The 4,173-nt window shown below is 52.5% G+C and carries 1 protein-coding gene; it reads left to right on the plus strand.

The window, feature by feature from the left end; all coding sequences use genetic code 11:
* On the plus strand, positions 1-4,173 hold a 4,173-nt coding region (locus J4G02_21280), incomplete at both ends, for a hypothetical protein (protein ID MCE2397057.1).

Genomic DNA, 4,173 nt, shown 5'->3' on the forward strand with positions numbered 1-4,173 from the left:
GGTTCCTACGTTGCCGCAGCGCACGCCGATGGCGGCACCCTAACGATCACCGCGACCCCAACGGGTGATCCAATGGATCCAGGTGCGTACCTGTACCAGATTATCTCGTTAGATGCCGCGGGCAATCCGGGGGTTAATGTATGGAATCCAGCGATCTTGACCACCGATCTCGCGCTGACCTATATGGAGCCACATCAGGTCACGCTACCCATCAGCGGTGAGAATAGCCTGATGGGTCACTTTGGCTTGCGAGCTGTTGGTATTAATGACATCTTAAATATCAGTTCTAGCACAGCCCCGATAATGTTGGAGGTTGTTCCCCTAGAGTACGATAACGCTGCGGTGACGGTTGTGCACGCGGATTACAACGGCGATGGCACGACGGATGGTCGCTTTGAAAGCGTGCAGCGTGTATCCGATGGTGTGACAATCTTCTCCGATAGAAGCGCTGTCACGCTTACCCTTGAAATTACGGAACGCACGAAGCACCCGTTGACATCAATCGCGGTTGACTTTCAGATTAATGGTGAAGGTGATTGGATGCCGATTCACGTTTTTGATGCTGACGCGCTCACCGATGTCGCGATGGGAAGTGAGTTGACTGTCAGTTGGGATCGGACTGAAGATTTCGCTAACTTACTCGACATGAGAGGGCAGGCGACGGTTCGCGTCACTGTAGCCAATGCACTAGATGCTGTCAGCGCCGATTCAATGGCGATGTTTGAGATCGTTCCTCCCGCTCTACAGTTGGGTGGGCTTTCAATAAATACCAGCTACGAAGCTGGGTTGAATGCGTTACAGGGACTGGGCGGGTTGGATGTAACTGCACTCGCTGCTAACCTGCTGGGAATGGATCCGTCTGCCTTAATCTCACCAAGTCCACTTCCTGTCGCTTTAGCACTTCTTGGTGTATTAAACTATGTTCAAAGTGCGCTGCCGGCGGGTTTTGAGGCTACTGATGAGCAGATTCATCGTGAAAACTTCGGTAATGCGATAACGCCGAAACCGATATGGTCTTTCATGGCATCGGCAGACCAACAGGATTCCGGTCGCTGGATTAATGGTAATCAACTGTCTCTGTATACCTTCGCCGGTCCGACCGCCGAAAGTCTAACGTTCAGCATCACCGGCGCGGGGTCCGCTACGGCTGCTGCCGAGAAGGTTGCGGCAGGTGGTTCCTTCATGTACAACTTCCAGTTGGAAGAAGAGTTGGTAGCAATCTTCGCAGGAAGTATGCCAGCCTTTGCAGCTGTGACCTTGATGATTGACGGACAAGCACCGATCCCTATGGACGGTCCTGCAGGGGTATGGTCAGCCGAAGCACCGTTGACCCCCGGCTCCACAGTCTCTTACTACTACAGGGTTGAGCTTGCCCAACCGTATCACGACCCGCTCAACGGGTTAACCATTACCGCATTCCCGCTCCCCGATCCACGGAACCTACAGATGGCTGAAATAGCTAATCTCCTCGAAACGATTGAGATGCTGCTTGATTCAGAGTTGAATCCGCTCGCTACAATGGATCCGGGTTTGAGGTCTGTGTTCAGGGTGCCAGCGGTGGACGATGATTCACAATCCCTATGGGTCGGTAAACTTGATCTTCCAGTCGATGGTATGTATCAGTTGGATGTCGCTGTTGGATATAGCGGCGGTTCCGCAGATGCACTCACCGGCAAAATGTTTGCCGTGGATACAACAGCACCGACCGCTGACACAATGGTTCATGATACAACCGATGACAACATCGGTATGTATCTGCGGGATGCAGATGGGACTTATGTTGCAACCGCGCTTCCGGATCCAGGTAAGGCGATCTTAAACGTCTCTGCAACCCCGATAGATGACTCAGATCTTGAGGCTTATCTGTACCAGTTCGCTCGGTTAGATGATGCCGGCAATCCGGGGACGTGGAATCCAATGCTAACCATGGATCTGCAGGTGTTAGACCTTGTGCAACTGCTTACGAATCCCGCGAGTGTGTTGTCGCTGACCTCCCGTCCGCCACATCATGTCCAGATGCTTGTTCGTAGTGAGACCGGAAATGATTTGGATTACGGTACGTACGGTCTCCGTGTCGTCGGTATTGATAACATCTTAAATGCCGATTCGAGCAGAGCCCCTGGCGTCAAGTTGGAGCTCGTTTCACCAGATCCAGATAGTGCCATGATTTCCCTCGTGCAAACTGACTATGACGGCAATGGCACGACGGACGGTCCCTACGAGACGCAATCCACCGCAGGAGAGGTAACCATCTTCTCAGACTCAATGGTGACGCTCACCGTTGACATCATTGAGCGCAGCGATCATCCATTGACGATTGAATTGGAGTATCAGATCGCAGGCGGTGATTGGCACCCAATCGGGACGCTCAGCCAAGCAGATCTGGCTAATGCCATGGAAGGCGATCAACTTACAGTCAATTGGGATGTTGGTGATTATGCAGCCCTGCCTAATCTGACAGGACAGGTGATGGTGCGTACCGTTGCAACAAACGCATTGACCATCCGCAGACAGACAGACGCCACCTTCACATATCAGCGTCGGCTTGCCCCTGCAATTAATGCTATTCATGTAGAGGCGGCAGACCTCCACCCTGACAGTGGTGCACCACGTGACGGAATCACTATCAGTGCATTCACGCAGGCGATGACCAACCCGGTGACCACTGCGGTCCAGTTTGAAGTTCGCCGTTCTCAAGGTACGGATTGGGCGCCGGTTGGTATTGCACAATTAGCTGGTACAACGGTTGTCTCTCAGGTTCAAATTGCTATCATTGAGGATCTTGTCGGTGCGGTTGTCGGCGGTGCAGCTAGTGCACCAATTGCTCCATTCTACCGACAATGGTCAATCTCCGTGGATACTACAACCCTCGAAGATACCATCTTAGATGATACGCCTGCTGCAAGCGATGCAAGCCAAGATGACAATCCTTATGTTGTCCGAGCTATCGCTGTCGATGCGGCTAACGCAGCGTATCCTTCAGCGGATGGGGTAACAGACAGCTTCTCTGTGGATAACTACTCACCGATAGAGATTACCGAAGTTGCCAATGAAGTTGAGGTGGTCGCTCCGCGTGAAATCGAAGACGGCCAGGTCAGTGGCAATGGACCGTATTACCGCGTCAGCGGCTTGCTCCTTGAAGGTGTCCCCGAACCGATGCTAACCCTGACCGCACGGACAGGCGCGTATCCGGGAGTCTTCCCAGGTGGCATTACACTCGCTGTCAACGATGCCTCTTCTGGGGCGACGTTGGGTGTGGATACGGTCTTTGAGGACGCCGGCAACTACACCTATGAAGGGGTCGTCAATCTGGCGTCAATCCCGAATGGGATATATAACGTCATGGCAGTGGCACACGCCGCCGATGGCTCGCCAGAGACGAGAATTGTCCCTATGCCGATCATCGTTGAGGTGCGCAATTTCACACCGCCTGAAAACTTTGCTGATCCATCGGTTGATATTGTCAGCATCATTGACACCGAGGGTGACGCACGCAGCCCAAGTGAAATTGATGCCATGTATCCTATAGGGTTCCCAACGGTTGACGATAAGCTGACCTTTACGCTGACTGTGTCGAATGTCGATGCAGACGAAATTGATGTCCTGATTGGAGATGATGAGCAATCTGCACGGATGCTGGGTGCTCTCACCGACGACGGGATTATGATCACGGTTAACGCTGATGGAAGCGTTAGCTTTGAAATCATGCTTGATACCTCAATGCTGGATGAGGGACCATTCAACCTCGTGGGAACTGTTACCAAGCCAAATGGCGCCGCCCGATTCGGATTACCCGTTATCCGGGTGGATAGGTCAGCTCCTGTTGTTGAGATTGTATCGCCGGTGTCACGGCATCAAATAGACATGTTGCCAGCGATTCAGATTACTTATACCGATGCGAGTGGTTTCGATCCGAACGACATGGCGATGAATACGATGCCTGTTGAGATTACTTTAACCCGTTTACCGGGCGGCGAAGCAATTAATGTCGACGTAAGCAGGATCCGCATAACAGCAGCCACCGTCGGTGAAATATTGACCCAGAGTGGTAACATTGTCTACACACACGACTACGATTTGGCTGGCGGTGCATATCGTATCGGAGCCACGGTGACTGATATCCTTGGTAATGTTGGCACCGCAGAACCGGTTGAGTTTACGGTCGAGAGTGTG

The sequence above is a fragment of the Candidatus Poribacteria bacterium genome, assembly GCA_021295755.1.
Classification (GTDB): domain Bacteria; phylum Poribacteria; class WGA-4E; order WGA-4E; family PCPOR2b; genus PCPOR2b.